The sequence below is a fragment of the Streptomyces sp. T028 genome (genome assembly GCF_048159505.1).
GTDB lineage: Bacteria > Actinomycetota > Actinomycetes > Streptomycetales > Streptomycetaceae > Streptomyces.
Genome location: NZ_JBLRVZ010000030.1, coordinates 44,671 through 70,176 on the forward strand (window position 1 = coordinate 44,671; position 25,506 = coordinate 70,176).

Genomic DNA, 25,506 nt, shown 5'->3' on the forward strand with positions numbered 1-25,506 from the left:
GATTTGGACCCGGAACCCTGGGTGGCCGGTGGGCGAGGAGGTGGTCGCCGTGTCCGACGGGGCGAAGTCCGGTCAGGTGACGGCGCCCGTGCGGACGCCGGTCGGCAGGCCGCTGCTGTCGCTGGCGCTGACCTCGATGATGGACGCGGTCGGCGCGCACTCGGGTGCGGTGTATCTGCGGCCGGGCGAGGAGCCGGTGCTGCAGATGGCGGTGACGGCGGGGCTGCCCCGGTCGTTCGCGGCGCCCTGGGAGCGGGTGGGGCTGAACGCGCCGATCCCGGTGGCGGAGGCGGTGCGGGAGCGGCGGCTGGTGTGGGTCGGCGGGGAGGAGGACATGGCCCGCCGCTATCCGCGGATCGCGGTCGTCCTGCCGTATCCCTTCGCGCTGGCGGCGCTGCCGGTGGCGACCGAGTCGCGGGTGTACGGCGCGGTGTACGTGACCTGGCCCGGCTCGCATCCGCCGGAGCTGTCCGAACGGGAACGGGAGGAGCTGACGGCGGGCTGCGAGCGGCTGGCGATGCGGCTGGAGCGGACGGCGGCGGAGAACCGTACGCTGCGGGTCGAGTCCGATCTGATGGACGCGTGGTCGATCGGCGGGACCGCGGACACCCTCGGCACGGTGGAGGCGGCCCGGATGGTGGCCCGGCTGCCGTACGGGCTGTGTTCGCTGGACCTGGGCGGGCGGGTGGGCTTCGCCAACACGGCGGCGGCGGATCTGCTCGGGGTGCCGGTGCGGCGGCTGCTGGGGACGCAGCTGTGGGCGGCGGTGCCCTGGCTCAACGACCCCTCGTACGAGGAGCGCTACCGGGCCGCGCTGATCGGTCAGTCGCCCGTCTCGTTCGTGGCGCTGCGGCCGCCCTCGGACTGGCTGTCGTTCCGGCTGTACCCGAGCACCACGGGGATCAGCGTGCGGATCACCCGGGCCCGGAACGTGTCCGAGCCGAGGCCGTCGCAGGCCCGGCCGGGGGACGCGCCGACCCGGCTGGTGTCGATGTCGCAGGCGCTGAGTCTGGCGGGGGCGCTCACCGAGACGGTGACCGTGCAGGACGTGGTGGGGCTGATCGCGGACGAGATCGCGCCGACCGTGGGAAGCCAGGCGCTGGCGCTGCTCGGGGCACGGGCGGGCCGGCTGCACGTACTGGGCCGGCACGGGTATCCCGACCCGCGGGTGGTGGATCGGTACGAGGGGATGCCGCTCTCCGCCGCGTCGCCGGGCGCGCACGCCGTCGCCCACGGCGTCCCGGCGTTCTTCGCGTCCCGGCAGCAGCTGGAGCAGCTGTACCCGGCCTGGCAGACCGGTCCGGACGGCTTCGCCGCCTGGGCGTACCTGCCGCTGATCGCCTCGGGCCGTCCGGTGGGCGCGTGCGTGCTGGCGTACGCGGAACCGCACGAGTTCTCGACGCACGAGCGGGCCGTGCTGACCAGTCTGGCCGGGCTGATCGCACAGGCCCTGGACCGGGCCCTGCTGTACGACGTCAAGCACCAGCTCGCCCACGGTCTGCAGGCGGCCCTCCTCCCCCACTCGCTGCCCCCGCTGCCCGGTGTGCGGGCGACCGCCCGCTATCTCCCGGCCACCCGGGGCATGGAGATCGGCGGCGACTTCTACGACCTGGTGCCGTCCCGCCCGCAGGCGGCGGCGGTGATCGGGGACGTCCAGGGCCACAACGTGACCGCGGCCGGGCTGATGGGGCAGCTGCGTACGGCCGTACGGGCGTACACGACCGTCGGGCAGGAGCCGGCCGAGGTGATGCGCAGCACCAACCGGCTGCTGATCGACCTGGGGTCCGAGCTGTTCGCCAGCTGTCTGTATCTGCGGCTGGACCCGGAACACGGACGGGCGGTGATGGCGCGGGCCGGGCATCCCCCGCCGCTGCTGCGCCGGGCGGACGGACAGGTGCGGGTCCTCGACCTCGCGGGCGGTCCGCTGCTGGGCATCGACGGGGCGGCGACGTATCCGACGACGGAGGTGGAACTCGCCCCCGGCTGTGTCCTCGCCCTGTACACGGACGGGCTGATCGAGGCTCCGGGGGTGGACATCGAGGACGCGGTCGCCGGTCTGGGGCGGCGGCTGGGCGCGGGCGGCGACCGTCCGCTGGAGGAGCTGGCCGACGAGCTGGTGGCGCCGTACGCGGCGGCCGAGGAGCGGATCGACGACGTGGCGCTGCTGTTGCTGCGGGCCGGGGAGAGCTGACGGGGTGAACGGCCCGAACGTGTACGGCCCGAACGTGTACGGCCCGAACGTGAACGGCCGGCCCCCGCCGGAGGGCCGGACCGTTCACATGGTTCCGGTGATCAGCTGTGCGACTCGTTCACGCCCGAGCCGCCCTCGAGACCGTCGTTGTTCTCCTCGGCGCCGTTCTGGTCCTCGGCACCGTTCTGGTCCTCGGCGCCGGCGCCCGCTTCCTCGCCGCCGTCCTGGATGGCCTCGCCGGTGTTGTCGTCGATGCCGTCACCGTTCTCGTCCACGGCACCCGCGTCGGCGCCACCCTCGATGGCCTCGCCGGTGTTGTCGTCGATGCCATCGCCGTTCTCGTCCACGGCACCGGCACCCGCGTCGCCCACGCCGTCGTCGGCACCCACGCCACCGCCGTCGCCGAGGGTCGCGCCGGTCGCCTCCAGGGCGGTGGTCACCGGCTGGAAGAAGGTCTCGCCGCCCGCGGTGCAGTCACCGCTGCCGCCGGAGGTCAGGCCGACCGCGAGGCCGTCCTGGGTGAACAGGGAGCCGCCGCTGTCGCCGGGCTCGGCGCAGACGTCGGTCTGGATGAGACCGGTGACGGTGCCCTCGGGGTAGTTGACCGTCGCGTCGAGCGCGAGCACGGTGCCGTCGTTGAGGCCGGTGGTGCTGCCCATCCGGAAGACCTGGGTGCCGACGACCGCCTCGGCGGCCTGTGAGATCGCGACGGTCTGCTGGCCGACGTTGACCTCGCTCGGCGCCTCGGTGGCCGGGTCGTCGTACTTCACGAGTGCGAAGTCGCCCTCGCCGGGGAAGACCGCCTGGTCGACGGTGGCGATCGGCTCGCCGTTCTCGGAGTCGGACCACTGCTCGGCCGCGACGCCGCAGTGACCGGCCGTCAGGAAGGCGGGCGTGCCGTCCTGGGCGGTGACGTTGAAGCCGAGGGAGCAGCGGGCCCCGCCGCCGAAGATGGCGTCGCCGCCGGAGACCTTGGTGGAGAAGGTGCCGGAGGACTTCTGGATGGTCGCCACGCCCGAGCCGAGGCTCTGGACGGTGGACTCCAGCTGGTCCCACTTGTCGCCGGTGACGGTGGAGTCGGCGGTGACCAGGATCTGGTTCGTCCGGGGGTTGACGGCCCACGCGGTGCCGTCGATGGTCGCCTCGGCCTTCAGGGTCTTCGCGGCCGTCTCGAGCTCGGCCGTGCTGTTCTCGACCTCGCGCACCTTGGCGCCGGCCTTCTCGGCCTGGACGATGACGTTGTTCTCGTCGCCGGAGACGTTGATGACGTTGACGATCAGCTGCGACTGCTCGGAGTCGTAGTACGAACCGGCGAAGGCGTCACCGAGCAGCTCCTCGAGCTGTGCGGCGAGGTCCGAGGCGTCGCCCGCCTTCAGGGTCTTCACGGAGGCGGCGTCGTTGGAGCCGTCCTGGGAGGCGTTGGCCTGGGGAAGGAAGATGGCCGCCGCTCCGAGCGCCGCGACACCGCCGACCGCGATGATGGCATTGCGCTTCGTAACTCGCTTGTGACTCAAAAAACTCGACCTCCTGGGGGACGGGGTCTGGCTGCCGGTCGTCGGCAGCTCCGTACAGCGGCGCCTGGTTGGCCATGAGTACGCGGGGGACTCGTGCTGCGTTCAATCGCGTTTGCCAACTTCCTTTGCGCAATGCGGAATCGGCCATGACCGTGCCCTGACCGGGCCATGGGGAGAGAACCACCCATATCGCGATGACCGCCGTCGAAGCAGACGGGATCCTTCCAGGACACGACCGTCGAAATCCCGCCAGGCGCACAGCCTTCCCACAGTCGCCGGACGGCTCCGATGTCTTGATCACAGCAGTTCCGGACATCCGCGGGACACACCCACAGTGAGCGGGCCGTCACCGACCGCACTCGTCAGAGAATCTGCACACCGATTGCCCAACCGGGGCACCGGAAGCGGGGATTCTGCACAACTCCCGGGCGCCGCCCACGCCATTGGGGCAGGAGTGTCGGATTCGCCGCGACGGCCCCCGCCGCTCATCCGAGCGATTCCGGCCCGAGTCGTGAAGGAGTCGGCGACAAGTCGTGCGCGCGCCTGCACGGTTCGCCGCTCCGGTGCCACAACTTCCCAGGTGGGGCCGGTGATTGAGTGGAACCGTGCCCGGCGGACCTGCTTTCATCCATCGCACCGCAGGGTTCGGACGCCTCCCGGAAACGGGGGTTCGGCCCTCACGGTCGCGGCCGTCGTCTGTCCCCAGAGGGGGCCGCTCCCCCCTTGTGAGATATCCATATGAAGGGAAGTTCCACCATGAACTCCACCCCCCAGGTTGAGACCGTCGAGATCTCCGACGCGGACCTCGACAACGTCTCCGGCGGTCTGTCCGTGAACGCCCTCGGCACCGTCACCGGCCTGGTGGACGGCGTCGCCCCGGTCTCCGGCCTGGTCGACACGGTCATCGGCACCGTCGAGGGTGTCACCGGCCTGAACACCGCCCCGGTCACCAACCTGGTCGCCGGTCTCTGATCGCACCCCGTGTGACCTTCTGAGTCCCGGAGCCCCTCACCCGGCTCCGGGACTCGTCGGCGTCCCGACCCCCGGAAGAAGCCCGTAGCCCGTGCAGTTCCGCCAACAGGCCCTCGCCAAGCTCCAGTCACCGGAGGAACTCGACCTGCCGGTGCGTTTCGCCCGCCCTCAGGGCCGGCTGGTGCTCGCCGTGACCGTCGCCGTCATGGCGGCCGCGTCCGTGTGGGCGGTGACCGGCTCGGTCGCCTCCACGGTGAACGCGCCCGCCGTCCTCACCCACGGCGAGGGCAGCTACATGCTGCAGAGCCCGGCGGCCGGCCAGATCACCGCCGTCCTCGCGAAGGAGGGCGAGCGGCTGCCCGTCGACTCCCCCGTCCTGAAGATCCGTACGGCCGACGGGGAGACCGTGGTCCGCACGGTCGCCGCCGGCCGGATCACCGCCCTCGCCGCCACCATCGGCCAGATCATCTCCACCGGCGCGAACGTCGCCGCCGTGGAGAAGGTCGCCGACGCCGACGACCCGTTGTACGCGACGGTGTACGTGCCGGCCGAGAACGCCGCGACGATCCCCGAGGACGCGGCCGTCGACCTGACCGTGCAGACCGTCCCCGCCCAGGAGTACGGCGTGCTGCGCGGCCATGTGAAGTCGGTGGACCGCACCGCCCGGTCGGCGCAGCAGATCTCCGCGTTCCTCGGCGACAGCCGGCTCGGCGAGCAGTTCACCGAGGACGGGCGTCCGGTGGCGGTGCTCGTACGGCTCGACAAGTCGGCGTCAACGAAGAGCGGTTACCGGTGGTCGTCGGCGGACGGGCCGCCGTACGGGCTCACTTCCATGACCATGGCCACGGGTTCCATCCGGCTGGCCGACCAGCGTCCCGTCGATTGGCTGCTTCCGTGACCGCCGCCGAGCAGACCCGCGGTCGCCGCCGGGCCGCGCCGCCCCGGCGCACGGTCCCCAAGGCCAGGGCGAAGACCGTCCGTACGCCCACCGTCCTGCAGATGGAGGCCGTGGAGTGCGGCGCCGCCTCCCTCGCGATGGTCCTCGGACACTACGGCCGGCACGTCCCGCTGGAGGAGCTGCGCATCGCGTGCGGGGTCTCACGCGACGGTTCACGCGCGAGCAACCTGCTGAAGGCGGCGCGCGGTTACGGCCTGACGGCCAAGGGCATGCAGATGGACCTGGCGGCCCTCGCCGAGGTGAAGGCGCCCGCGATCCTCTTCTGGGAGTTCAACCACTACGTCGTCTACGACGGCATGGGCCGCCGCTTCGGCCGCCGGGGCGTGTTCGTCAACGACCCCGGCAAGGGGCGGCGTTTCGTCCCGACGGAGGACTTCGACGGCAGCTTCACCGGTGTCGTGCTGGTGCTGGAGCCGGGCGAGGGGTTCGAGCGGGGCGGACGCAGGCCGGGTGTGCTGGGCGCGATGCCGGCCCGGCTGCGCGGCACAGCGGGCACCCTGCCGGCCGCCGTGCTGGCGAGTCTGCTGCTGGTGCTGGTCGGGGCCGCCGTCCCGGCGCTGAGCCGGACCTACATCGACATGTTCCTGATCGGCGGCCAGACCTCGCTGCTGGAGGTGCTGTTCGCGTCCATGGGCGTCTGTGTCCTGCTGACGGTCGCGCTGACCTGGCTCCAGCAGGCCAACCTCCATCACGGCCGCATCATCTCCTCCACGCTCTCCAGCGCCCGGTTCCTGCGCCATCTGCTGCGGCTGCCGGTGACCTTCTTCTCCCAGCGCAGCCCGGCCGACCTGGTGCAGCGCCTCCAGTCGAACGACGCCGTCGCCGAGACCCTCGCCCGCGACCTGGCCTCGGCGGGCGTGGACGCGATCGTGGTCGTCCTGTACGCCGTCCTCCTCTACACCTACGACCCGCAGCTGACGGTCGTCGGCATCGGCGTGGCTCTGCTGAACATCGTCGCCATGCGGATCGTCGTACGACTGCGCGCGACCCGTACGGCGAAGCTGCGCGCGGACAACGCGCGGCTCACCAACACGGCGTACACCGGGCTGCAGTTGATCGAGACGATGAAGGCGACCGGCGGGGAGGACGGCTACTTCCGCAAGTGGGCCGGGCAGCACGCCACCACGCTGGAGGAGCAGCAGCGGCTCGGGGTGCCGAGCGCCTGGCTGGGCGTGGTGGCGCCGACGCTCGCCACCCTCAACAGCGCGCTGATCCTGTGGATCGGCGGGATGCGGGCGATCGAGGGGCATGTCTCGGTGGGTCTGCTGGTCGCCTTCCAGGCGCTGGTCGCCCGCTTCACGGCCCCGCTGACCCGTCTCAACGGCGTGGCGGGCCGCATCCAGGACTTCGCGGCCGACGTGGCCCGGCTGAAGGACGTGGAGAGCTTCCGCGCCGACCCGCTCCACGACCGCCGCGGCGGCGCCGACTCCACCCGGCGGCTGCGGGGACACGTCGAGCTGGAGAACATCACCTTCGGCTACAGCCCGCTGGACAAGCCCCTGCTGTCGGGCTTCGACCTGACGGTCGGCCCGGGGCAGCAGGTGGCGCTGGTCGGCGGCTCGGGCAGCGGGAAGTCGACCGTCTCCCGGCTGCTGTCCGGCCTGTACACGCCCTGGGAAGGCGTGATCCGGATCGACGGGCGGCGGCTGGAGGACATCCCGCGCGGGGCACTCGCCTCCTCCGTCTCCTTCGTCGACCAGGAGGTGTTCCTCTTCGAGGGCACGGTCCGCGACAACGTGGCGCTGTGGGACCCGTCCATCCCGGACGAGGCGGTGATCGAGGCGCTGCGGGACGCGGCGCTGTACGACGTGGTCATGCGCCGGCCCGGCGGCATCACCGGCAGGGTCGAGCAGGACGGCCGCAACTTCTCCGGAGGTCAGCGCCAACGCCTGGAGATCGCAAGGGCGTTGGTGCGCCGGCCCAGCATCCTCGTCCTGGACGAGGTGACGAGTGCGCTGGACGCGGAGACCGAGCAGGTCGTGATGGACAACCTGCGTCGGCGCGGCTGCGCCTGTGTGGTGATCGCCCACCGGCTGAGCACGGTCCGCGACAGCGACGAGATCGTGGTGCTCCAGCACGGCACGATCGTCGAGCGCGGCCGGCACGAGGAACTCGTCGCGCGCGGCGGGGCGTACGCGGCGCTGGTCAGGGAGCGGTGACGGCCGTGGGGGAAGGCATGCCGGAAGGCGACTACGTGCTCGCGGCGCTCGGGCAGCTGGGCGGGCGCGTCGACTGCGCGGGTCTCAGCAGGCTCGACCTCGAAGGCCCGCAGGTGCTGTGGCTGGTGGCCTCCGGCGCGCTGGACCTGTTCGCGGTGGACGCCGAACAGCAGGGCCACTGGCACCACCTGGGCCGACTGGAGGCGGGCTCGCTGCTGCTCGGTCCGGTCACTGGGCCCCAACACACGCTCGTCGCAAGGCCGTTGCACGACTGCGTGATGCACCGCATCGGCCTGCGCGAGCTGTACCGGCCCGCCGCCACCGAGACCTGGTCCTACGACGAGTACGGCAACCCCCAATATGTGCCGCCGACTTCGAGTCCGCTGGAGTACGCGCTCGCTCTCGGCGTCGGCCGTGGCCTGTCCGTCCTCTTCCAGGCGCCGATGGCGACCGAGAGGCCCGCCGCGGATGGGGGCGCCCCCGTGCGAGCGTATTCGAGCATGGGGGACGATGACGACGTCTTCTGGATGCAGGTCCCGCCGGGAAGCGTGCGGTACGGATCCCTGTACGGCGCGGAGGCGGCCGCCGATCTGCTGATGGATCCGTCGGTGTGGCAGAGCATGGTCGACCAGCAGTACCGCCTGCTGACCACGTTGGACCGCTGGATCGAGCAGTTGGAGAGCGCCCACGAGACACGCGCCGCCGCCGGTATCAGGGCGGGCGAGGCGGTCCGCGACCGGGCCGACCGGGCCCTGCTCGCCTCGATCGGCGGGAAGGCGGGCCGGCGCACCACGTCGGCCGACGCGGACGCCACGTTCGCCGCCTGCGGGCTGGTGGCCGAGGCGGCGGGGATCGTGCTGTCCGAGCCCGCGCGGGCAGGGGCCGGCGACGACCGTCTCGACCCGGTCGAGCAGGTGGCCTTGGCCTCCCGGGTGCGCACCCGCGCGGTACGGCTCGACGGGCGCTGGTGGCGGGACGACGTGGGCCCGCTGGTCGGCCACCGGGCGCTGTCCGGGGCGCCGGTCGCGCTGCTGTGGCGGCGCGGCGGTTACGTCGCCGTCCACCCGGCGACCGGACGGGAGACCCCGGTCGAGAAGGCGAACGCCGAGGAGTTCGAGCCACGGGCCGTGATGTTCTACCGGCCGCTGCCGGAAAGGAGACCGAGCCCGCTGGGCCTCCTGCGGTTCAGCATGCGCGGCACCGGCGGCGATCTGACGAACCTGCTGCTGAGCGGGCTGGTCACGGTGGCGATCGGGGCGCTGGTGCCGATCGCGACGGGCAAGGTGCTCGGCGAGTACGTGCCGAGGGCGCAGTCGGGGCCGATCGCGCAGGTGTGTCTGGCCGTGATGGCCGGCGGTGTGGTCGCGGCGGCGTTCACGCTGCTGCAGAACCTCACCATCCTGCGGCTGGAGGGCCGGATCGAGTCGACGCTCCAACCGGCCGTGTGGGACCGGCTGTTGAGACTCCCCACGAAGTTCTTCGCCGAGCGGTCCACGGGGGAGCTGGCCAGTGCCGCGATGGGCATCAGCGCGATCCGCCGACTGCTGGCGGGGCTCGGTCCCTCGGTGGCCCAGTCGGTGACGGTCGGCTCGATGAACCTGGGGCTGCTGCTCTGGTACAGCGTACCGATGGCGCTGGCGGCGGTCGGCGTGCTCGTCGTCGTCACCGGGGTGTTCCTCGGGCTCGGGCTGTGGCAGGTGCGCTGGCAGCGGCGGCTGGTGGTGCTCTCCAACAAGCTGAACAACCAGGCGTTCCAGACCCTGCGGGGACTGCCGAAGCTGCGGGTCGCGGCCGCCGAGAACTACGCCTACGCGGCCTGGGCGGAGCGGTTCGCGCGCAGCCGTGAGCTCCAGCAGCGGCTGGGCCGGATCAAGAACCTCAACACGGTGCTGGGCGCGGTGTATCTGCCGCTGTGCTCGCTGCTGATGTTCATGCTGCTCGCCGGTCCGGCGCGCGGCGCGCTGTCGGCGGCGGACTTCCTGACCTTCAACACGTCGATGACGATGCTGCTCACCTCCATCACCTCGCTGACCGGCGCCTTCGTCTCGGCGGTGGCCGCGCTGCCGCTGTTCGAGGAGATCCGCCCGGTGCTGGAGGCGGCCCCCGAGGTCCGCACGGCGAGCACCCGGCCGGGCCCGCTCTCCGGCGCCCTGGAGGCCCGGCGGCTCTCCTTCCGTTACTCCGACGACGGCCCGCTCGTCCTGGACGACGTCTCCTTCGAGGTCCGGCCGGGCGAGTTCGTGGCGGTCGTCGGCCCGAGCGGCTGCGGCAAGTCGACCCTGCTGCGCCTGCTCATCGGCTTCGACAGGCCGCTCTCGGGCAGTGTCCTCTACGACGGCCAGGACCTGGGCGCCCTCGACCAGTCGGCCGTGCGCCGGCAGTGCGGCGTCGTCCTCCAGCACGCGCAGCCGTTCACCGGGTCGATCCTGGACGTCATCTGCGGTACCGGGGCCCACACCCCGGAGGAGGCGATGGCGGCCGCCGAGCTGGCGGGGCTCGCGGAGGACATCCGGCGGATGCCGATGGGGCTGCACACCATCGTCTCCGGCAGCGGCTCGGTCTCCGGCGGCCAGCGCCAGCGGCTGATGATCGCCCAGGCGCTGATCCGCCGGCCGCGCGTCCTGTTCCTCGACGAGGCGACCAGTGCCCTGGACAACGACACCCAGCGCACGGTCATCGAGAGCACCCGCAAGCTGAACGCCACGCGGGTCGTCATCGCCCACCGGCTGTCGACGGTGCTGGACGCCGACCGGGTCGTCGTGATGGAGAACGGCAGGATCACCCAGCAGGGCCCGCCCGCCCAACTCCTCGCGGACACGGGCGGCCGGTTGCACGAGCTGGTGCGGCGGCAGTTGACGTAGGGCGGCCTGGTGCGGGCCCCGCCGGACCCGCGCGCCTGCGCGGTCAGGGGCGGCCGGGCACCGGCGCGCCGGACGGGAAGCCCGCCTCGACACAGGCCCGGTAGTACGCCTCCCAGGAGCGGGTGCCGCCGTCCGGTGGGGCCGCCGGGCCGCCCGCCGCCCGGGTGTCCAGCGCGGCCAGGCACACCTCCCAGCCGGCGGCGTTGCGCGCGGCGGCGTCGGCGCGCTCGAGGACGTCGGTGAGGGTGAGGCGGGTGTGTTCGTCGCCGTCGGGTTCGAGATCGAAACGGAGTTCGTCGCCGCCCCAGGCGAAGGACAGATGGCTGAGCGCGTCCACCGCCAGGACCCGCCCGGTCGACTCCGGCAGCTGCGGATCGCCGCTGAAGTGGATCGTGCCGCCGGGGCGCAGATCCATCGCCACACGGGACGGGAACCAGTGGGCCAGTTCGGCCGGGTCGGTGACGAACCGCCAGACCCGGGCGACCGGAAGGTCGTAGGCGCGGGTGAAGCGGACCGCGGGCCGGCCGTCGTCCAGGGTCAGCCGGACGCCCGTGAGGTCGGCGACGGCAACCGTCCTGCCGTGCCGCTCCCGGCTGTACAGGTGGAGCTGGATGCCGTCGGGGTCGTCGAAGACCAGCAGCCGGCCGAGGGTGGCCTCGATCACCGGGGAGTGCGGGACGCCGAGCGCGTCGAGACGGGCGGCCCAGGCCTCGACAGCGGCATCGTCGCGCACCGCGAAGCTCACGGGATCGAAGTTGCGGCAGCCGCGCGCCGCCTCCGGGTTGGCCCGCAGGGCGAGCAGGGTGTCCCCCAGCCCCGGCACCGGGCCGCCGACCCCGCGCAGCACGCCCTCCGCGTCGGGGAACTCGTGCGTGACCTCGAAGCCGAAGACCCTGGCGTACCAGTCACGGGACCGGTCGAGGTCGGTGACGGGGATCTTCAGATGATGGATTCCGGCGAGTTCCGGCATGAGGTCCACGCTACGGCCGCTCCCGCGACCCCTCCTAACGAAACTTTGCCGTTTCGCTGAAAGTGGTCTAGCCTCGATGTGTACGAAACCGTTTCGTTTACACGTGCTTTGCTCTGCCTGCTCCCACCGCACCGAACTCCCTGGAGTGGTTCCCCATGTCCTCGAAGACCTTGACGGACGGCGCCCGCACGGGCACCGAGCCGGCGCCGCCCTCCTCCGCCAGAAAGTGGTGGATCCTCGCGGTCGTCGCCCTGGCCCAGCTGATGGTGGTGCTGGACGCCACCATCGTGAACATCGCTCTGCCCTCGGCCCAGGCCGACCTCGGCTTCTCCGACGGCAACCGGCAGTGGATCGTCACCGCGTACGCGCTGGCGTTCGCCTCGCTGCTGCTGCTCGGCGGCCGGATAGCGGACCTCTTCGGCCGCAAGACCGCCTTCCTCGTCGGGGTCGTCGGCTTCGCCGCGGTCTCCGCGCTGGGCGGCGCCGCCACCAACTTCGAGATGCTGGTCACCGCCCGTGCCCTCCAGGGCGTCTTCGGCGCGCTGCTCGCACCGGCCGCGCTCTCCCTGCTCAACACGACGTTCACCGACGCCAAGGAGCGGGCCAGGGCGTTCAGCGTCTACGGCGCCATCGCCGGCGCGGGCGGCGCGGTGGGACTGCTGCTCGGCGGCATCCTGACCGACGCGCTGGACTGGCGCTGGACCCTCTACGTCAACGTGGCCATCGCCGTCCTCGCCTTCGCGGGCGGCTGGATCCTGCTGGCCAACCACCGTGACGCCGGCAACTCCAAGCTGGACGTCCCCGGCACCGTGCTGGTCGCCGCCGGACTGTTCTCCCTGGTCTACGGCTTCTCCAATGCCGAGACGCACGACTGGGGCTCCCCCGAGACCTGGGGCTTCCTGATCGCGGGCGGGGTGCTGCTGGTGGCGTTCGCCTGGTGGCAGACCCGCGCCGAGCACCCGCTGCTGCCGCTGCGCATCCTGCTCGACCGCAACCGCGCCGCCTCCTTCCTCGCCGTGCTGCTCTCCGGCGCGGGCATGTTCGGCGTGTTCCTCTTCCTCACCTACTACCTCCAGCTCAACCTGGGCTTCAGCCCGACGAAGACCGGTGTGGCGTTCCTGCCGATGGTCGGCGCGCTGATGGTGACGGCACAGCTCGGCACGACGGTCCTGGTGCCCCGTATCGGACCGAAGGCGGTCATCCCGCTGGGCTTCGCGGTCGCCGCGGTGGGCATGGCCTGGCTGACCGGGATCGGTGTCGGCTCGGACTATGTGAGCACGGTGCTGCCGCAGTTGGTCGTCATCGGCATCGGCCTCGGTCTGGTCATGCCGCCCGCCATGCAGATGGCCACCGGCGGGGTCGCCGCCGAGGACGCGGGTGTGGCGTCCGCGACGGTCAACGCCATGCAGCAGGTGGGCGGTTCGATCGGTACGGCGCTGCTGAACACCCTGGCCGCGAGCGCCGCGACGGACTACCTGGCCGGCCGGGACGCCACCAGCAAGCTGGTCCAGGCGCAGGCGACCATCGAGAGCTACACCACCGCCTTCTGGTGGTCGGCGGGCCTCTTCGTGGCGGGCGCGGTGATCGCCTTCCTGCTCTTCCGCCGCGGGGTGCCGCAGCAGGACGCGGACGCCGCTCCGGTCGTCCACATGTAAGGCGCGTCGCGTTGTAAAGCGCGTCCCGATGTAAGGGGCGTCGAGCCGCACCGGGGAACGAGGAGCCACCGTCCGTGGGGGACGGTGGCTCCTTTCGTACGCCCTCCAGCGTAGGGAATCGGACCTTTGGGTACGCGCCGGGCCATGAGAATCAGCGTGCTGGACGTGGGGTCGAACACGGTGCGGCTGGTGGTGGCGGACGCCGAGGGCGGGGTGCCGCTGCCGGTGCACACCGCGAAGTGGCGGCTGCGGTTGTCCGAACAGGTCCGGCCGGGCGCGGCCGTCCCGGAGGAGGCCGTGGAGCGGCTGGTCTGCGCGGTCGCCGCGGCGGCCCGGACCGCGGACCGGTGGGGCGCGGCGGGTCCCCTGGCCTTCGCGACCGCCGTGGTGCGGGCCGCCCCCAACCGGGCGGAGGTGCTGCGGGCGGTCAGCACCCGGACCGGGGTGGCACTGTGCACCATGCCGGGCGAGCTGGAGGCGGAGCTGACCTTCCTCGGCGCGCGCCGCTGGATGGGCTGGCGGTCCGGGCCGCTCGCGCTGCTGGACATCGGCGGCGGATCGTTCGAGGTGGCGTTCGGCCGGGGCCGGCTGCCGGACTTCGTGGCCTCGCTGCCGCTCGGGGCGAACCGGCTGACCCACGACTTCTTCGCCGGCGAGGACCCGCCCTCCGCCGACCTGGTCCGGGCGCTGCGCCGCAGGGTCCGCCATCAGCTCAGGGACGTGGCCGCACGCATCCGCTGGGAGGGCCCGCGCACCGCGGTGGCCACCTCCCGCACGTTCCAGCAGCTCGGCCGGTTGTGCGGAGCCCTGCCGGGTCGGCACGGTCCGTTCGTGGACCGCACGCTGGACCGGCGCGACCTGCGCGCGGCGGTCGACCGACTGGCCGTCCTGCCCGCGGGCGAACGCGCCGGGCTGCCCGGCATCTCCGCACCGCGCGCGGCGCAGAGCCTGGCCGGGGCGGTGGTGGGGCACACGGCGATGAAGCTGACCGGGCTGCGGACCGTCACGGTCTGCCCATGGGCGATCCGCGAGGGCGTCATGCTGCGCCACATCGAGGACGGCGGATCCTGGTGGGCGGAGGTCAGCCGTCCCGCCGACGGGGCCACCGGCCCCCCGGAGCCGGTGCCGCTGCGCGTCGCGCGACACTGAACAGCCCCGAACACACCCGAGGTGAGGAGCCGGCCGTGTCCGACGACCGCGAACCGTCCGAGACCGCGCTCGAAGCGGTCCTGCGGGAGATAGAGGACGCCGAGGCGCGCGCCGACGACCTCGACCAGAACTTCGATCACGACTTCGCACACCTCGAAGACCTGACTACAAGCGATATGCCTGAAATTCACCGGGACGAGTGAACTAGATCTTGCACCCGGCCGTGCAGGGATGCCGCACGTCCCAGCGGGGTAGCTACCGGCTCCGACAGCCGACTCCGAGAGCCGGCGCCGAAAGCCTCCTGCCGAGGTGGAACGCACATGACGCCACCGGCCGATGTCCAAGCCCGTACTCGTGTCAACGGTCCCTTCACCGTGGTGGAGCTGACGGGCGAGATAGACCTGGCGACGGCCGGGTTCGTCGCGGACCACCTGGACGAGGTGACGGCCGTGGCGGCCGTCGACGTCCTGGTCGATCTGCGCGGGGTGGAGTTCTTCGACTGTTCGGGGCTGCGGGTGCTGTGCCGGGCCCAGGACCGGGCGGTGCGCGGCGGCGGACGGCTGCGGGTCGTCTGCGACCAGCCGTTTCTGCACCGGCTGTTCGGCGCGACGGGCCTGCTGGGCCGCTTCCCGCCGCTCGCCTCGCTCCCCCGGCTCGCCGACGGCCCTTCGGACGACTTTTCGGACGGCCCCCGGGACCGTACGCAATGACCCCAGGGGCCGGCGGGCGGCCCCACTCCGCCCGTCCGGCCCCTGGGTTACGAGATCACGGTCGTCCCGTGTCCAATGGCCCGCACTCCCCACGTCACAGGCCTGTCACCGCGTCCACGGGAGCCACGCGATCCCGGTCTCAGAAGGCGAAGAGACCGCTCCCGGCGGCGTTCTTCACACACTCGTTGGCGAAGGTGCGCTCGAAGGCGACCCGCTTGCCCTGCCACACGCCGTCGACGGTGACGACGACGGGGTCGTACTGCTTGGTGCACATGGCGCCGCCCGGGCCCGCGAGGGCGGCCGGGTCGCCATCGGCGGCGCGCAGCTCCGCACAGGCCAGGGCGGGCGCGGGATGGGTACCGGAGGGCCCGGGCGCACAGCTCAGGGTGACCGCCCGGGCGGCCCCCACGGTGGCGGCGCTCTCGCCGTGCCCCAGGGTCAGCACCAGGGCGGACGGGGCGTAGAGCGAGGCGGGGGCGGCGGCCGGGGCGGCGAGCGCGGCCCCGGTCAGGGGTGCGCAGACGGTGGCGGCCGTGAGGCCGAGGGTCGCCGCCCAGCGCGCGGTGTTCCGCATTGTGTGCATCCTTCCGCTCGATTTCGGGGGTGTGCCGGCCGGCCCGATCGGAGCCGAACGCGGCGACCGCGAGTCTGCCGACTCCGCCGCCGAAACTCACATCGACCCCACGCGTTTCAGTAACCTTGCGTATTGAATCAGTGGCGTGAAGTCACGGGATTCGAACGTTCCAACCCCGGAAGCAAGCGCTTCATGATCCCTTTCGCCGGCCGGATGGCCGGTTTCGATGGGTCCGTTAATAGGCCTGAAACATTCCGCTCCTGCCCTCTTTCCGCTCTCGGCTGACACCTTCGCGACCCCTTGTGTTCATGGACCAGCGGAGTAATCGTCATTACATGATTACCTCAGAGCAGAGAGAGAAGCTGAGGGGCTGGTTCGCCGGGCGGCTGCCCGACGACCTGTTCGAGGAACTCGTCGAGGTCGTGGTGGACCGCGAGGAGATCACCGTGATCGGCCGGGTGCCCGCGCCGCGGCTGGCCGGGGACGCCCCGGCCGCCGAGCGGGAGGCGGCCGTCACGGCCCGGATCCAGGAGTTCCGGGAGCGCACCCGCGAGGCGCGCATGGCCGTGGCCCGGGACGCCGAGCACCGGTTCCGCCGGAAGGTGTCGTGGGGCGTCGTGTGCGACGGGGAGCGCGCCCTGTTCACGCATGTCGCGGCGCCCGTGATGACCCGGCTGCGGCAGCCCGAGCGCCAGGTCCTGGACACGCTGATCGCCGGCGGTGTGGCGCGCAGCCGCAGCGACGCGCTCGCCTGGTGCGTCCGGCTGGTCCAGCAACACACCGACGACTGGCTCACCGAGCTGCGGGAGTCCCTGGAGCACGTCCAACGGGTACGGGCCCAGGGGCCGGACACGGAGGAGGTGTCGGACAAGGGCGGCAGTTGACGGAGGGGCGTTGTCAGACCCCGCCGCTACGTTGAAGGCATGACTCATTTCGTGTTGGTACCTGGTGCCTTTCTGGGCGCGTGGGCATGGGACGAGGTGGCGGCGGAGCTGCGCGCCGCCGGGGACCAGGCGCATCCGCTGACACTGTCCGGACTCGCTGAGAAGGCCGGAGTGCCCGCGGGGCAGCAGACACATGTGCGGGACGTCGTGGCCGAGGTGGAGCGTCTCGGCCTGCGGGACGTGGTGCTCGTCGGACACAGCTACTCGGGGATCCCGGTGGGCCAGGCGGCCGAGCGGATCGGTGACCGGCTCAGAAGGGTGGTGTACGTGGACGCGAGTGTTCCCTTCGACGGGGAGTCCTTCCTGTCGGGCTGGCCGAGCGACCACGTCCGCGCGTCCATCGAGGCGAACAGCGGCATCTGGCCGCCGCTCGGCGCCGACGACTACGTGGGTCAGGAGCTGACCGACGAACAGATAGCGGGCGTACTGGCCAAGGGCACCGCACACCCCGGCGCCGCCCTCACCGAACCGGCGGAGCTCAAGGGTTCCGCGGGCGATCTGCCCTCGACGTACATCAAATGCCTGCTCGACGGCGACGCCCCGCCGCCCGCCGTGGCGGAACTCCTCAAGGGCGGGAACTGGGACCTGGTGGAGATGGACACCGGTCACTGGCCGATGTTCTCCCGCCCCCGCGAACTGGCCGCCGTCCTGCGTGAGTCGGCCGCCCGTCACTAGGGCCTGTCGTTTGGATCATGTCGCAGACGCGGGGTCTGGCCCTCCTCTTACTACCCGCCGGTATCGTCGCCGTGCACGCGGGCTCGACGACGAGAGGCGGTAGGGGCGGATGGCGCAGCACTGGGCGGACTTCCAGTACGAGATCTATCTGAACGGGATGACGGGCAAGGTGCCCCGGCTGCCCACCGATCTGACCCGGCTGGAGGAGGTGACCGAGCAGCGGCTCGGGCCGGGTCCGGTCGGGTATGTGGCGGGCAGCGCGGGTGACGGCAGTACCGCGCGGGCGAACCGCGCGGCCCTGGAGCGCCGCCGGATCGTGCCGCGCATGCTGCGGGACGTGCATGAGCGGGATCTGTCGGTCGAGGTGCTGGGCCGCGCCCTGCCCGCGCCGCTGGCCCTCGCCCCGGTCGGCGTGCTGTCGATCATGCATCCGGAGGCGGAGTCGGCGGCGGCCCGGGCGGCGGCCGCGCAGGGGGTGCCGTACATCCTGTCCTCCGCCTCCAGCACACCGATGGAGCAGGTGGCCGAGGCCATGGGGGACGCCGAGCGCTGGTTCCAGCTGTACTGGTCCAAGGACCGCGAGGTGGCCCGGAGTTTCCTGAACCGGGCGAAGGCGAGCGGGTTCACGGTGCTCGTCGTCACCCTCGACACCCCGCTGCTGGCCTGGCGGCCGCGCGACCTCGACCAGGCCTATCTGCCGTTCCTGCACGGCGTGGGCACCGCCAACTACTTCTCCGACCCGGCCTTCGGGGCGGGCCTGGCCAAGCCGGCGGCCGAGGATCCCGACGCGGCCGTGCTGCACTTCGTCAGCCTGTTCGCGGACCCCGGGAAGACCTGGCCGGACCTGGCGTTCCTGCGGGAGAACTGGGACGGCCCGATCGTCCTCAAGGGCATCCTGCACCCGGACGACGCCCGGCTCGCCGCCGACGCCGGGATGGACGGCGTGGTCGTCTCCAACCACGGCGGCCGGCAGGTGGCCGGTTCGATCGGCGCCGCCGACGCGCTGCCCCGGATCGCGCGGGCCGTCGGCGACCGGCTGACCGTCCTGTTCGACAGCGGGGTCCGCACCGGCGACGACGTTTTCAAGGCCCTCGCACTGGGCGCCCGGGCGGTCCTCCTGGGCAGGCCGTACGTCTACGGCCTCGGCCTGGACGGACAGTCCGGCGTCGAGCACGTCATCCGCTGTCTGCTGGCCGAGTTCGACCTCACGCTGGCCCTGTCCGGCCATGCCACACCGGCGACGGTGGGCCCGCGGGACCTGGCCGAGGACGAGGGGTAGCGGCCCCGGGCAGCCCTCAGGCCGTCCCCTCCTCCAGCCCCACCGGCTGGGCCGACGCAGGCGCGTTCGTGCCGGTGACGGCGAGGGAGCCGGGGGTGGCGGAGGCCGTGTCGGGGAGCCAGCGCTGGGCGTCGGAGCGATCGCGGACCTTCACCACGACATCGGCGCCCGGCTCGGTGCCGGCGGTGGTCAGGGCGAGGGCGTCGTCCCAGCGGGGCAGCAACTCGCCCTGGACGGTGAAGTCGTAGCGGACGTCGTCCGCCCGCGCGTCCCCGGTGTCCACGCAGGCGCCGAGGATGACGACACCGGCGTCGGCGTGGGAGTCCACGCACAGGTCGGGCTGGGCCGCGCTGCGCAGCTGGCCGTCCTCGGCGTACGACCACTGCTGGGTGATGCCGGTGCCGCACTCGGCGAGTTCGAGGCCCGCGCCGGCCTCGGCCTCGCCCCGGATGTCCAGGCAGAGGTCGGCGTCGGCCTCGCGGAGCCTGGTCCGCTGGGGTGCGGTGGGGAGCTGGACGGTACCGGGGGTCGTCGGGGAGGCGGAGGCGGCCGGGGCGTCCGTACCGGGGACGCTGCCGCTGGAGGAGGCGGCCGGGTCGGCGCCGCCGTCGTCCGTCCACACCCCGGTGGCGAGCAGGGTGGTCAGCAGTCCGGCCGAGGCGAGACCCACGCCGGCGAACAGGGCGCGCGGGGACCGCGTCGCGCCGGGTTCACGACGGCGTGGCGAGGGGATGCGCGAGAGCAGCCTCCCGCCGCGCGGACGGCCGCCCCGGTGCCGGGCGGAGCCCCTCAGGCGTACGGGCTGCTGGGCACGGCCAGGGCGGGAGTCGTGGTAGCGGCGGGCGCCCCAGCCGAGGACGGCCTCGGCGAGCAGGACGCCGAGCCCCTCCTCGAAGTGACCGAGCTGCTCGGCGGCCGCGCGGCAATAGCGGCACTCGTCGAGGTGCTTGCGAACGTCCGGCAGCAGGTCGCCGCCGCGCCGGATGGGGACGTCGAGGAGGCGGTTGTGGAAGCGGCAGTCCTTGCTCGGGGCGAGGTCCCGGTGAGCGCGGACGATGCCCTCGCGGAGCTTGTCCCGGGCCTGTTCGTAGGCACCGGTGGCCATCTGGACGTCCATGCCGAGCAGTTCGGCGGCGGTCGTGATCGGCTCGGCCTCGACCTCCACGTGCCACAGGATGCACCGCGCGACCGCGGGCAGGCTCTGGAAGGAGCGCTCGGCCAGCACCCGGTTGTCGGGGGTCATGGACTGCGCGGCGCGCATCCCCCGGGCCCCGGCGGGCTTCTTCAGCACCGGCAGGACGCCGGATATGTCCTCGTCGGCGGTCCACAGCCGGGCCATGTCCCGCACGGTGACCAGCAGTCGGGGGCGCAGCGCGGTGCCCGGCTCGCCCAGCTTCAGCCGGTCGAAGACCTGGTGGACGGCGGCTGCGGTGAGCATGTTCGAGACGCTCCCGGAGGAGGCGAGGCAGATCACCGCGTACTCGTGGACCGGCCGCCAGTGCCGGGCGATCAGCAGCGCGGTGGACTGGGCGACCTCGCTGTCCGTGCCGCCGCGGATCCCTGCGGCGAGGGACTCGTCGGATTCTCCGAGGCCGCCGCCGGGCGGCAGGTAGGGAGGGCGAGGCGGCTGGGCGGTCGGCACTGAGCGGTTCCTTTGGTACGTACCTGATGGCGCAACGGGGAGCGTGTGCCCGCCTCTCAGGCGCCACACAGGGACCCGGCCGTCACCCCCCGCTCGGAAGGTTTACCTTTGCACAACTAAGTCGTGCGCAACAAGGCGTGAGGACAACCTGCCCCTTGTTGAAAGGAAGTCGACAAGAAGGGCGAACGAATGCCCCGCGGCACGCCTTTCGTCCCTTCTTGCGCCCCGTGTGAAACACGCGCACGCGCGGAGGCGTCGCGCACCTTCCCGTGGGGTGCGCCACGTAGTGGACTGGATCCCGGCCACTTCCTCGGAGGCCCCGCGCAGGACGGCGGCTCTCCTGCGCGCAGCGGCCGCCGGCCCTGTTCCTCCCGCCCTGGGCCGGCGGCCACAAAACTTGCAGTACGGCCATATACGGCTATATCTGCCAGGACCGCAGCCGGTCCGCCGCGCCGTACACGTCGGTCTTGCCGTCGATGAGGTCACGGGCAAGGTCGACGAGCGCGCCGTAGGGCGGATCGATGCCGACGCCGCTGACGAACATGTAGGCCACCGCGGTCGCGCAGGCGAACCGGGCGTTGGCCGACGGCAGCGGCTTGAGCAGCGCGAGGGTGTGCAGAAGCGCGGCGGCCCGCCAGGCGGGGTCGGAGTCGACGCCGAGCCTGGGCGGGTCGACCCGGTGCCGGGCGACGGCCGCGACCAGCGCGGAGAAGTCGTTGACGGTGGGCTGGTCCGGAAGGACCTCTTCGTGGCGCTGGAGCAGCCAGGGCACGTCGATGTGGATGACGGGTGTCATCGGTCAGGCGACCCGCCCCTCGCCCTTGACGGAGGGTTCGTCCTCGGGAAAGGCCGCCGCGAACTCGTCGGCGTGCGAGGAGAAGAACCGGCGGAACGCCTCCGCGCCTTCTTGCAGGGCCCGGTGCCGCGCGATGTCGGCGGCAGCCGCCTCCCGCACGAGTGCCTTCATCGACGTACCGCGTTCCTTGGCGATCTGCCGCAGGTCCTCCAGCTCGCGATCGCTGAACTCCACATTGAGGGCTGGCATGCCCTCACGGTACCGCCCGGGTACTTACTCGTAAATATCCCCAGGTCAAACAAGTGTCCGGGCGGTACCAAAGGCATGCCTGGCCTCACCTGCCCTGGCTGCCCTGCCTGCCCTGCCTGCCCCGCCTAGCCCTGGTCCGCGACGAAGGACGCCAGCCGGGCCAGGGCGGCGTTCCAGTTGATCGCGGTCTCGTTCGTGGACCAGGACTGGATGTCGTCGATGTAGCAGAACTGGCCCACGCACCCCTGGAGCTTGCTCTGGGCGTAGGGGTCCTGGATGCTCGAGTTCGCGCCGCCCGCGAGGGTGCCCGCAGGCGGGTCCGGGAGGCCGGGGTCGAGCTGGTGGGCGTACCAGCGGCTGTGCTGGTGGTGGGACGCGACCTCGCCGTAGCCGGTGACGTAGGAGATGTTGAGCGCGTTGCGGCCGAGGACGTAGTCCATGCTCTGGACGGCCCCGTCGCGGTACTTCGAGGCGCCGGTGAGGTCGTAGGCGGTGGCGATGACGACCGCGTTGTTGAGGACCTGGTGGCTGGAGCCCCAGTCGTAGAGGTTGCCCTCGGGGGCGTAGGGCATGCCGTACGGCTGTGAGGCGAGCGTGGCCAGATAGGTGTCGCCGCCCTTCACCACCGACTTGCGCACCTTGTCACGGCCGGGCAGCCGGTTCGGGACGAGCGCGAGGTCGAGGCGGCCGGCGGCGGCCGTGCGGGACCAGTCGAAGCCGTTGGGGACGAAGATGTCGGCGGTGTGGACCGGTGAGTTGAGGACGTGGTCGCTGAACTGCTTCTCGCCCGTGGTGAGATACAGCTCGGCCGCGGCCCAGTAGAACTCGTCGGTCGCGTTGTCGTCGCTGTAAGTGCCGCCGCCGTTGCCGTCGTCGGGGCCGGCATGGACGTCGGGGTGCGCGAGGGCCGCCGCCCACGCCTTGCGGGCCGCCGTCAGGGCCTTCGCCGCGAACTCCCTGTCGTAGGACCGGTAGAGGCGGGCCGCCTGGGCGGCCGTGGCGGCGAGGTTGAGGGTGGCCGTGGTGGTCGGCGGGTGCAGTTCGCGTTTCTGCGGGTCTGCGCTCGGCAGGAGGGGCAGGCCGGTCCACTGCTCGTCGTGGATCTTGTGGTGGGCCATGCCGGAGAGGGGCTGTCCTTCCGGTACCTGCATCTTCAGCAGGAACTCCAGCTCCCAGCGTGCCTCGTCGAGGATGTCCGGCACGTTGTTGCCGCTCTCGGGGAGGGCGAGGGTGCCGTCGCCGAGCGTCGCGGGCCGGCCGGTGCGGGCGTACAGGGAGCGTTCGTAGGTGCTGAGCAGTTCCCAGGCGGCCATGCCGCCGTTGACGACGTACTTGCCGTGGTCGCCGGCGTCGTACCAGCCGCCGCTGACGTCGAGACTGTAGTCGCAGACTCCCGGCTGGCAGGGGACGCTCGTGTCGCCCTGGTTGGGCGCGACGCCCACATGACCGGCCGCCCTGCCGTAGCCGGGCCGCAGGTCGTCCCGGATCGCGGTGCCGCTGCGCTGGGTGTAGTAGTACTTCGCCGCGTCCAGCCGCAACTGCTCGTAGGCGGCCGTGCCTATGTCGAACGGGCGGCTGGTCTCGCCGTCGACGACCAGCGTGAGGCCCGTGCCGCGCTTGCGGTAGGCGCCGAAGTCGAGGGAGTGGACGTTCTGTCCGGAGGAGACGTCGAGGCCGCGCGGGACGGTCCAGCCGTGGGCGACGGTCGCTCCGGAGGCGTTCTTCAGCTGCCAGGGCAGCTTCGAGGTCGCGTCGGTGACGAGGGTGGCGTTCTTGGGTCCGGCGGGCAGATACGCGACCTGGTTGACACGCACACGGGGCCCGGTGTCCGGCTCGTACACCTCCGGTGGCACCCCGCCCAGCAGCGACACGTCGTCCAGGCAGAACCGCCACGGCTCGGCGCTGCCGCCGACCTGGAAGGCCACCTGCCCCTGGGTGGAGTCGACGGGCGAGGTGAAGGTGTACGCGTACGAGTCACCCGACTCGCTCAGCACCGGTGTCGCCTCGTACCAGGTGTCGTACGGCGCGGCCCCGAGGCCCACGATCGCCCGCACCACATGCCCCTCGGGCACGCCGGAGGCGGCGAAGGAGAACCGGTACGAGGACCCCTTGACCAGGGTGATCGCGTCCTGGCCGATCGCGGAGTCCCAGCGGTTGACGGTGCCGCCGGGGACGTCCGCGCACAGGCGTCCGCCGGACAGGGCGGCGGTGACGTTGCTGGTCCACCAGGGGTCGGTGGTGGTGTCGAAGCCACCGTTCCTGACCTGCTCGACCTCGTCGGCGCCGGCCTGCTGGGCGGGCAGCGCGGTGAGGGCCGCGCCCAGCAGGGCCGCGAGGGACAGCAGGGCGGTTCTGCGTCGTTTCACGTCCGGGCTCCTCGATCAGCGTCATGGGAGCGCTCCCAAACAGGTGCAGGGACATGCTTGTCCCAGTCATGACACCGCGTCAACGGTCCGGACGAGACCGGAAGGCCCCGCCCGGACCGTGGCCGGGCCTACGCCTCCAGCTTGCTGATCCGCACCGCCCCTCGGACCGTGCCCGGCGCACCGCTGGTCAGTGTCAGCCGCAGCCGGGAGCCGCGCACCGCGTCGAAGGTGACGACGGTCGGCGCGTCCGAGTCGGCGGCCCAGTCCACGACCGCCCCGGTGACCGGCGTGTACCGCTCCCCGTCCCCCACCGCGACCTCGACCGCCGCGGGCAGACCGTGGGTGGCGTCGACGGTGAAGGAGACCGCCACCCGGCCGAAGTCCCGGGCATGCCCCCGGTCGACCGAGACCCAGTCCTGCGCCCGGGCCCCGCTGAAGGCGGGCAGCAGGGCGGTGGCGGACTTGGCGAAGGCGTTGGACCAGCCGGTGGCCGGGTTCCCGTCCAGCATCGCGGCGGGCAGGGTGCCGGTCCGGCCGGAGTAAATGGCGTCCACGTAGGGGAAGTTCACGGGTTCCGGGTAGGCGGGGGCGAACTCGGCAGCGGGCGTGGCGGCCACCGAGCGGGCTCGGGTGGTGCGCACGGTCGCGCTGCCCGCGCGCAGCCCGTCCACGCGCGCGGTCACCTTCAGAGGACCCGCTTCGGTTCCCGAGCGGACGATCGCAAGGGCCTTGCCGTGGAAGGCGGTCCGGGTGCTCGCCTGGTACCGCTCGGCGCTCTCCTCCCGCCCGTTGTCCAGCCCGGCGAGCGAGCCGCCGCTGACCGCGAAGGAGATGAGGTGCTCGGCGTCCGGGACGACGACCCCGTGCCCGTCGACGACATCGGCCGTGACGAAGACGAGTGAACACCCGTCCGCCGGGAGGGACTTACGGTCGGGGGTGAGCCGTACGGCGTGCGCAGGTCGTCGGTGGCGACGACCTTGCCGTCGCGCCGGGCCACCGCCTTCAACACCCCTGGTTCGTAGGCGACTTTCCACGTCAGGTGCTGTTTGCCCGCGCGGGCTGCCTGGTCGGCGTGGACACCAACGCCGACCACCTCGCCGCCTGGCGCCTCGACGAGCATGGCAACCCCGTCGGCGCACCGCTCCGCTTCGGCTACTACCTCACCGGCGCCGCCCGGCACCGCGACGCCCAAGTCCGCCACGCCCTGATCCGCCTGCTGGGCTGGGCCAGGCGCCACCACCTCGCCATCGCGGTCGAGGACCTCGACTTCGCCTCGGAGAAGACCCGCGAGAAGCATGGGCGCCGCAAGCAGTTCCGCAAGCTCATCTCCGGCCTGCCAACCTCCAGGCTGTGGCCACGGCTGGTGAGCATGGCGGCCGAACTCGGCATCCCCGTCATCGCCGTGGACCCGGCCTACACCAGCCGGTGGGGCGCCCAGCACTGGCAGAAACCCCTCACCACCGAGACCCGCAAGCCCACTCGCCACCATGCGGCTGCCGTGGCGATCGGAAGGCGCGCCCTGGGGTACCCGATCCGGATGGGGGCACCTCCCAGGCCCTTAAGGCACTGGGGGAGGACGGCACCGCCCCCTGCTCACCGGAGTGATGAGCAGGGGCATCGGACCGTCCAGACCCGACCGGGTACCCCAGCGCGTGAGGGCTGCCCACATCAGCGGCCTCCGGCCGCGGGCGCCCCCGCGTCCCCGGACCACGGACACGATCCGTGCGCGCCGGACGCGGAGCGAAAGCGGGGGACCAGTGTACCCAACACCGTTCGGGGCACACGGCTGAGCATGGGTTCTGGCTACAGGACTCACTCCCACTCAGTCACAGGCTCGGAACG

Annotated in this window: 19 protein-coding genes and 3 pseudogenes; 13 read left to right on the forward strand and 9 right to left on the reverse strand. The window is 72.1% G+C overall.

Going from position 1 to position 25,506, the window contains the following annotated elements:
- Positions 1 to 40 precede the first annotated feature (40 nt).
- A complete protein-coding gene (locus ACLZN2_RS28035; RefSeq protein ID WP_416982174.1) occupies positions 41 to 2,191 on the forward strand; it encodes a SpoIIE family protein phosphatase in 2,151 nt (716 codons plus the stop codon).
- A gap of 101 nt (positions 2,192 to 2,292) precedes the next feature.
- Here ACLZN2_RS28035 and ACLZN2_RS28040 read toward each other — a convergent pair whose 3' ends face one another.
- Positions 2,293 to 3,705 (reverse strand): S1 family peptidase, encoded by a 1,413-nt coding sequence (locus tag ACLZN2_RS28040; RefSeq protein WP_416981975.1) that lies wholly within the window; start codon positions 3,703 to 3,705, stop codon positions 2,293 to 2,295.
- A 756-nt stretch (positions 3,706 to 4,461) separates the two neighbouring features.
- Here ACLZN2_RS28040 and ACLZN2_RS28045 point away from each other — a divergent pair.
- From ACLZN2_RS28045 to ACLZN2_RS28060, 4 genes are all read left to right on the forward strand, one after another.
- Complete coding sequence (locus ACLZN2_RS28045; RefSeq protein ID WP_416981976.1) at positions 4,462 to 4,677, forward strand: type A2 lantipeptide; 216 nt, start codon at positions 4,462 to 4,464, stop codon at positions 4,675 to 4,677.
- A 91-nt stretch (positions 4,678 to 4,768) separates the two neighbouring features.
- Positions 4,769 to 5,575 (forward strand): HlyD family efflux transporter periplasmic adaptor subunit, encoded by an 807-nt coding sequence (locus tag ACLZN2_RS28050; protein WP_416981978.1) that lies wholly within the window; start codon positions 4,769 to 4,771, stop codon positions 5,573 to 5,575.
- Positions 5,572 to 7,794 (forward strand): NHLP family bacteriocin export ABC transporter peptidase/permease/ATPase subunit, encoded by a 2,223-nt coding sequence (locus ACLZN2_RS28055; protein WP_416981979.1) that lies wholly within the window; start codon positions 5,572 to 5,574, stop codon positions 7,792 to 7,794. Before ACLZN2_RS28050 ends, ACLZN2_RS28055 begins: the two co-directional genes overlap by 4 nt.
- Positions 7,791 to 10,655: an NHLP bacteriocin export ABC transporter permease/ATPase subunit gene (locus ACLZN2_RS28060; RefSeq protein WP_416981980.1), complete on the forward strand. Its 2,865-nt coding sequence runs from the start codon at positions 7,791 to 7,793 to the stop codon at positions 10,653 to 10,655. Before ACLZN2_RS28055 ends, ACLZN2_RS28060 begins: the two co-directional genes overlap by 4 nt.
- Before the next feature lie 43 nt (positions 10,656 to 10,698).
- Here the strand turns inward: ACLZN2_RS28060 and ACLZN2_RS28065 are convergent, their stop codons facing one another.
- Positions 10,699 to 11,256, reverse strand: a complete 558-nt coding sequence (locus ACLZN2_RS28065; protein WP_416982175.1) for an SRPBCC family protein — start codon at positions 11,254 to 11,256, stop codon at positions 10,699 to 10,701.
- Between the two features lie 12 nt (positions 11,257 to 11,268).
- Positions 11,269 to 11,625 (reverse strand): annotated as a pseudogene (locus tag ACLZN2_RS28070) (VOC family protein); the annotation flags it as partial.
- A 155-nt stretch (positions 11,626 to 11,780) separates the two neighbouring features.
- Between ACLZN2_RS28070 and ACLZN2_RS28075 the strand changes: the two are divergent.
- The 4 genes from ACLZN2_RS28075 to ACLZN2_RS28090 all read left to right on the forward strand — a co-directional run bounded on the left by ACLZN2_RS28075 (position 11,781) and on the right by ACLZN2_RS28090 (position 15,139).
- Complete coding sequence (locus ACLZN2_RS28075; protein ID WP_416981981.1) at positions 11,781 to 13,280, forward strand: MFS transporter; 1,500 nt, start codon at positions 11,781 to 11,783, stop codon at positions 13,278 to 13,280.
- A gap of 144 nt (positions 13,281 to 13,424) precedes the next feature.
- Positions 13,425 to 14,429 (forward strand): Ppx/GppA family phosphatase, encoded by a 1,005-nt coding sequence (locus tag ACLZN2_RS28080; protein WP_416981983.1) that lies wholly within the window; start codon positions 13,425 to 13,427, stop codon positions 14,427 to 14,429.
- Between the two features lie 35 nt (positions 14,430 to 14,464).
- A complete protein-coding gene (locus tag ACLZN2_RS28085; protein WP_416981984.1) occupies positions 14,465 to 14,632 on the forward strand; it encodes a hypothetical protein in 168 nt (55 codons plus the stop codon).
- Between the two features lie 117 nt (positions 14,633 to 14,749).
- Entirely contained in the window at positions 14,750 to 15,139 is a 390-nt protein-coding gene (locus ACLZN2_RS28090) for an anti-sigma factor antagonist (protein WP_416981986.1), read from the forward strand.
- A 139-nt stretch (positions 15,140 to 15,278) separates the two neighbouring features.
- Here ACLZN2_RS28090 and ACLZN2_RS28095 read toward each other — a convergent pair whose 3' ends face one another.
- The gene (locus tag ACLZN2_RS28095; RefSeq protein ID WP_416981988.1) at positions 15,279 to 15,713 is read right to left on the reverse strand and encodes a protease inhibitor; all 435 of its coding nucleotides are present in this window, start codon (positions 15,711 to 15,713) and stop codon (positions 15,279 to 15,281) included.
- A 335-nt stretch (positions 15,714 to 16,048) separates the two neighbouring features.
- On the opposite strand from ACLZN2_RS28095, the gene ACLZN2_RS28100 reads away from it, so the two are divergent.
- From ACLZN2_RS28100 to ACLZN2_RS28110, 3 genes are all read left to right on the forward strand, one after another.
- Positions 16,049 to 16,597 carry a hypothetical protein gene (locus ACLZN2_RS28100; protein WP_416981990.1) on the forward strand — a complete coding sequence of 183 codons (549 nt, stop codon included), beginning with the start codon at positions 16,049 to 16,051 and terminating at the stop codon, positions 16,595 to 16,597.
- 39 nt (positions 16,598 to 16,636) lie between these two features.
- Complete coding sequence (locus ACLZN2_RS28105) at positions 16,637 to 17,332, forward strand: alpha/beta fold hydrolase (RefSeq protein WP_416981991.1); 696 nt, start codon at positions 16,637 to 16,639, stop codon at positions 17,330 to 17,332.
- Positions 17,333 to 17,441: 109 nt separating this feature from the next.
- Positions 17,442 to 18,611, forward strand: a complete 1,170-nt coding sequence (locus tag ACLZN2_RS28110; RefSeq protein WP_416981992.1) for a lactate 2-monooxygenase — start codon at positions 17,442 to 17,444, stop codon at positions 18,609 to 18,611.
- 16 nt (positions 18,612 to 18,627) lie between these two features.
- On the opposite strand, the gene ACLZN2_RS28115 is transcribed toward ACLZN2_RS28110, so the two are convergent.
- The 5 genes and pseudogenes from ACLZN2_RS28115 to ACLZN2_RS28135 form a co-directional block, all read right to left on the reverse strand.
- On the reverse strand, positions 18,628 to 20,253 hold the full coding sequence (locus ACLZN2_RS28115) for an RICIN domain-containing protein (protein ID WP_416981994.1): 1,626 nt from the start codon (positions 20,251 to 20,253) through the stop codon (positions 18,628 to 18,630).
- 418 nt (positions 20,254 to 20,671) lie between these two features.
- The gene (locus tag ACLZN2_RS28120; protein ID WP_055631619.1) at positions 20,672 to 21,049 is read right to left on the reverse strand and encodes a hypothetical protein; all 378 of its coding nucleotides are present in this window, start codon (positions 21,047 to 21,049) and stop codon (positions 20,672 to 20,674) included.
- Between the two features lie 3 nt (positions 21,050 to 21,052).
- Positions 21,053 to 21,298: a hypothetical protein gene (locus tag ACLZN2_RS28125; RefSeq protein ID WP_416981995.1), complete on the reverse strand. Its 246-nt coding sequence runs from the start codon at positions 21,296 to 21,298 to the stop codon at positions 21,053 to 21,055.
- A 125-nt stretch (positions 21,299 to 21,423) separates the two neighbouring features.
- On the reverse strand, positions 21,424 to 23,664 hold the full coding sequence (locus ACLZN2_RS28130) for a glycoside hydrolase family 9 protein (RefSeq protein ID WP_416981997.1): 2,241 nt from the start codon (positions 23,662 to 23,664) through the stop codon (positions 21,424 to 21,426).
- A gap of 128 nt (positions 23,665 to 23,792) precedes the next feature.
- A pseudogene (locus ACLZN2_RS28135) lies at positions 23,793 to 24,721 on the reverse strand (discoidin domain-containing protein); the annotation flags it as partial.
- Between ACLZN2_RS28135 and ACLZN2_RS28140 the strand changes: the two are divergent.
- Positions 24,713 to 25,491: pseudogene (locus ACLZN2_RS28140) on the forward strand (IS200/IS605 family accessory protein TnpB-related protein); the annotation flags it as partial. The pseudogenes ACLZN2_RS28135 and ACLZN2_RS28140 sit on opposite strands and share 9 nt — an antisense overlap.
- Positions 25,492 to 25,506: the final 15 nt, after the last annotated feature.